Consider the following 4,979-nt stretch of genomic DNA (forward strand, 5'->3'; position numbering starts at 1 on the left):
GGGGATAGGCTTTCGCCTAGCGCAGTGCGCGAGGCGGCGCTTACGTGCCTTCTTCGTTGAACTTGCTGGCGACGAGCTCGGCGATGGCGTCCAGTGCCTGCTGCGCCTCGTCGCCTTTCGCGGACACCACGACCGTGGTGCCGGGCCCTGCGGCCAGCATCATCAAGCCCATGATCGAGGTGCCGCCGACGGTTTCGCTGCCGCGCGTCACCCAGATCTCGGCGTTGAAGCGCTCGACCAGCTGGACGAACTTGGCCGATGCCCGCGCGTGCAGGCCGCGCTTGTTGACGATCAGGAGTTCGCGCGAGATGGCGCCCGCTGGCACGCCCGGGCCGACATGGTTTTCGCCCGGGGCCTCGCCGCTCATTTGCCTGCGAGAACGCGGCTGGCGATGGTGACGTATTTGCGGCCGGCTTCCTGCGCCATCGCGATCGCGTCAGGCAGCGAACGCTCCTCGCGAACCTTGGCAAGCTTGACCAGCATGGGAAGATTGATGCCCGCGAGCACTTCCACCTTCGGGCGGCTCATGCAGGAGATCGCGAGGTTCGACGGCGTGCCGCCAAACATGTCGGTGAGGATCGCAACGCCGTCGCCGCTATCGACGCGATTCACCGCCTCGATGATGTCGCTTCGACAGAGATCGGAATCGTCCTCGGCCCCGATCGTAATCGCTTCAATTTGTTTCTGCGGACCCATGACGTGTTCGAGCGCGGCTCGGAACTCGTCGGCAAGGCGCCCATGGGTCACCAGCACTAGACCAATCATCGGAAACTCCTCGCGGGCGCCCTTTGGTGCACCGCACGAACGCGCCACTTTGACCATCCAGAGGCCCTGCGCAAGAGGGCATCTTGGCTAGTCTCCCGGTTCCTGGCGGTAGAGAGGGGAGGCTGCGCCGGCAAAATCCGACGCGATAGTGGATGTGATATGGTTACCAATTCCCTTCTCACAATTGGCCGCAAGATTACGGGAACATGAACTTTCAGGTTGTCGTCAGCGCAGCGACAACCAGCGGCAGGGGTTGGAAGCCGGCCGGCACGGGAATTCGCGGTACTGAAACACCATTAAGGCGAGTCTTGAGCGCCTCGGGCGGCGGCAGCCGCTCGGCATCGTCGGCGGCAAGGTCGACGATCAGGCCGACCACGGCCTCGCCTGCGAACGGACAATGGCGGATTCCGAGGCCTCGGATCTCGATCAGACCGGCCAATTGCTGTGCCGGGCGAACCCACAATTGTTCGCCGGCTGTGTCGAGATGGACACGGTCATCCCCCACCAAAATGGCCGGCGGAAGCGCTCCGGTGCGCCCGGCGAGAATCAGATCGAAGGCCAGGCGCGACTTGCCGGCGCCCGACGGGCCGCGGATCAGCACCGCACGCTCGCCGACCAGAACGGCGGATGCGTGCACGCTTGAATTGTCGCTCATAGTGTCGGCAGCCTGACCACGAAACGCGCGCCAGCGACGGTGGGCTTGCCGTCTTCGCCCGCAGGGCCCGCACGGTTCTCGGCCCAGATGCGTCCGCCATGCGCCTCGATGATCTGCTTGGAGATCGAGAGCCCGAGGCCGGAGTTCTGACCGAAGCCCTGGTGCGGGCGGTCGGTGTAGAAGCGCTCGAAGATCCGCTCCAGCGCGTCCTCGCCGATGCCGGGCCCGTCATCGTCGACCACGATCTCGACCTCGCCGCGGGTGCGGCGGCAGATGATGCGCACCTTGTCGCCCGGCTTGGAGAACGACTGCGCGTTCGACAGCAGGTTCGAGATCACCTGGCCGAGCCGGGAATCATGGCCGGGCACCGAGAGCGTGTCGGTCGGTCCACGGCCCTCGAAGCGGACTTCGACGGCGACGTCGTGGCCGAGCCGGGTCTCGTTGGCGACGCTGGTCAACGTGGTCAGCAGCCGGCGCAGATCGACCGGCGCCATGTCCTGACGCTGCAATTCGGCGTCGAGCCGGCTCGCATCGGAGATGTCGGAGATCAGGCGGTCGAGCCGCTTGACGTCATGCTCGATCACGGCGAGCAGCCGCGCGCGGCTGTTCTCGTTGCGCGCCAAGGGCAGCGTCTCGACTGCCGAGCGCAGCGAGGTCAGCGGATTTTTCAGCTCATGGGCGACATCGGCCGCGAACATCTCGATCGCCTCGATGCGGCTGTAGAGCGCATTGGTCATGTCGCGCAGTGCGCCGGAGAGATGGCCGATCTCGTCGCGGCGCCCGGTGAAGTCGGGAATCTCGACGCGGGTCTGGATGCGGTGACGAACGCGCTCGGCGCCGTCGGCGAGCCGCCGCACCGGGCCCGCGATGGTGCTCGCCAATAACAGCGACAGCATGATCATGACGGTGGATGCGACTCCGCCGATCTTGAGGATGGCAAGGCGTTCGGACATCACCAGCTGGTCGATGTCGTCGCCCTGCGTGGTCAGCATCAATGCGCCGCGCACGGCGCGGAAATGCTGCACCGGAACGGCAACCGAGACGATGATCGCGCCGCGATCGGTGACGCGCACCGCGCTGCCCTTCATGCCCTCGAGCGATTGCGCGACTTCGGAATAGCCCTTGCCGCCTTCGGGGCCGAGCTCGCGGTAGATCGGCAGGTCGCCGCGGTTGAGCCAGGTCTTGATCGTGGCCTTGGTCTTCTCATACAGCGACGGCTTCTCCGACGGCGGCGGCAACTCCATGCGCAGCACGTCGCCGCGCGCGAACAGGTTGCGGCTGTCGAGGATCAGGCCGCCATCGCGGTCGAAGATGCGAGCCCGCGTCTTGGTCGGCGCGATCAGGCGGCGCAGGGTCGGCGCGACGCGCTCGGGATTGATCGGGAAATCCGCCGATTCATCCGGCTGGCCGAAGCTCTCGCCGGGCTTCAGGTCCAGCAGCCGGTCGGGATCGATGGTGACGGTGTTGCCTTCGACGGTCGCGGACGCCGCGATCGCCTCCGAGATGATCTCGGCATAGACCAAAAGGCTCTGCGTGCGCGCCTCGATCAGGCCGGCGCGGAATTGCGACAGATAGAGGATGCTGGCGACCAGCGCGACGAGGCCGGCCAGATTGAGCGAGACGATGCGGCGCGTCAGGCTCGAGAACGACAGCGCGAAGAAGAACTGACCGGCGCGGCGGACCCAGCCGAGCGGGCGGCGCCAGCCTTTGTCGCGCGCCAAATCGTCGGCCACGGCCTCTTGATCGAGGAGCTGCGACGCGTCCTCGGTGTTGAGTCCCTGCTCGAGCTGCGTTCGATCAAGCACTGGCAAAGCTGCCGGTTGGTATGGATGTCGTCCCGCGAAGCAGACAGTCGCCCGAGCTTACCCCAGCCGTGCGGGGCCTGTCAGTTAACAAGCCGCCCGGGAAGCGCAGATCAGGCTTCCTTGAAGCGATAGCCGACGCCGTACAGCGTCTCGATCATCTCGAAATCGTCGTCGACCACCTTGAACTTCTTGCGCAGCCGCTTGATGTGGCTGTCGATGGTGCGGTCGTCGACATAGACCTGGTCGTCATAGGCCGCGTCCATCAGCGCGTTGCGGCTCTTCACGACGCCGGGGCGGGTGGCGAGCGCCTGCAGGATCAGGAATTCGGTCACGGTGAGCGTCACCGGATCGTTCTTCCAGGTGCAGGTGTGGCGCTCCGGATCCATCCGCAGCAGGCCGCGGTCGAGCGCCCGGGCATCCGGCTCCTTCGGTGCCGCGGTGGGATCCTTCGGCTGGCCGCGGCGGAGCACGGCCTTGACGCGTTCCACCAGCAGGCGCTGGGAGAACGGCTTGCGGATAAAATCGTCGGCGCCCATCTTCAGGCCGAACAATTCGTCGATCTCTTCATCCTTCGAGGTGAGGAAGATCACCGGAAGGTCGGACTTCTGGCGCAGCCGGCGCAGCGTTTCCATGCCGTCCATGCGCGGCATCTTGATATCGAGGATCGCAAGATCGGGCGGCGACGTGCGAAACCCATCCAGCGCCGACGCACCGTCCGTGTAGGTCATGATGCGATAGCCTTCGGCTTCGAGTGCGATCGAGACCGACGTGAGAATGTTGCGGTCGTCGTCGACCAAGGCGATTGTGGGCATGAGCTGCTTTCACAATGAGAGTGGTTTAGACGGCGGGCACTCTGGCGACTCGCCGTAGAATATGGGCTTCGAACGCGGTCAACGAGCAATGCAAGCTGGGCTGAAGTGTGACCGAGTTCCGCAAAACGCTCTGCGACCCACACGTTGGACCCCCATATAGCACCCTGAGACCGTGAGAAAAGGCCCTTTTTTCAACGGGAACCGGCCCGATTCGCCTCCAAAATGACCTGATAGGCCCATGCAACCGACCGCCGACTTCGACCCCGCCCACCTTGCCCGCTCCCTGCTCCGCCGCAGCCGCCAGGGCGCGCTCGCCACGCTGACGGCCGGCTCCGGCGATCCCTATTGCTCGCTGGTCAATCTGGCCAGCCACCCCGACGGCTCGCCGATCCTGCTGATTTCCCGGCTGGCGCTGCACACCAGGAATATCCTGGCCGACAACCGGGTCTCGCTGATGCTGGACGAGCGCGCTGAGGGCGATCCGCTGGAGGGCGCCCGGATCATGCTGGCCGGCCGAGCGGAGGAGGTCGCGGAGGCCGAGGAGGAGCTCGTCCGCCGGCGCTACCTTGGTGCTCATCCGTCGGCGGAAGCCTTTGTAGAATTTAAGGATTTCTCGTTTTTCGTGATCCGGCCGAGCGGCGCCCATCTGGTGGCCGGGTTCGGCCGGATCGTCGACCTCAAGCCCGCACAGTTTCTGACCGACCTTAGTGGAGCCGAAGCGCTGCTGGAGGCCGAGCCGGGCGCGGTGGCGCATATGAACGAGGATCACCGCGAGGCCATGAATCTCTACGCCACGCGGCTGCTGGCTGCGGAAAGTGCCGACTGGCTGTGCACCGGCTGCGACCCCGACGGCATGGACATGCAGGCCGGCCGCGACACGCTGCGGCTCGATTTCCCCGAGCGGGTCACCAACGGCACCGAGCTGCGCAAGATGCTGGTGCG

Annotated in this window: 6 protein-coding genes; 1 reads left to right on the top strand and 5 read right to left on the bottom strand. The window is 65.5% G+C overall.

All coding sequences use genetic code 11. From position 1 onward, the window contains the following. Positions 1-40 precede the first annotated feature (40 nt). From H8B02_RS45210 to H8B02_RS45230, 5 genes are all read right to left on the bottom strand, one after another. Positions 41-367: an HPr family phosphocarrier protein gene (locus tag H8B02_RS45210; RefSeq protein WP_229172205.1), complete on the bottom strand. Its 327-nt coding sequence runs from the start codon at positions 365-367 to the stop codon at positions 41-43. After that, the gene (locus H8B02_RS45215) at positions 364-765 is read right to left on the bottom strand and encodes a PTS sugar transporter subunit IIA (protein ID WP_021076632.1); all 402 of its coding nucleotides are present in this window, start codon (positions 763-765) and stop codon (positions 364-366) included. Before H8B02_RS45215 ends, H8B02_RS45210 begins: the two co-directional genes overlap by 4 nt. 214 nt (positions 766-979) lie before the next feature. Continuing rightward, on the bottom strand, positions 980-1,420 hold the full coding sequence (locus tag H8B02_RS45220) for an HPr kinase/phosphorylase (protein ID WP_229172206.1): 441 nt from the start codon (positions 1,418-1,420) through the stop codon (positions 980-982). Continuing rightward, entirely contained in the window at positions 1,417-3,225 is a 1,809-nt protein-coding gene (locus H8B02_RS45225) for a sensor histidine kinase (protein ID WP_312001561.1), read from the bottom strand. Before H8B02_RS45225 ends, H8B02_RS45220 begins: the two co-directional genes overlap by 4 nt. A gap of 110 nt (positions 3,226-3,335) precedes the next feature. After that, a complete protein-coding gene (locus H8B02_RS45230; RefSeq protein ID WP_229172207.1) occupies positions 3,336-4,037 on the bottom strand; it encodes a response regulator transcription factor in 702 nt (233 codons plus the stop codon). Between the two features lie 238 nt (positions 4,038-4,275). Between H8B02_RS45230 and H8B02_RS45235 the strand changes: the two genes are divergently transcribed. Beyond that, the coding region (locus H8B02_RS45235; protein WP_229172208.1) for a HugZ family pyridoxamine 5'-phosphate oxidase at positions 4,276-4,979 on the top strand (704 nt) is incomplete at its 3' end.

Origin of the sequence: Bradyrhizobium altum, from assembly GCF_020889705.1 — a bacterium.
Lineage (GTDB): Bacteria > Pseudomonadota > Alphaproteobacteria > Rhizobiales > Xanthobacteraceae > Bradyrhizobium > Bradyrhizobium altum.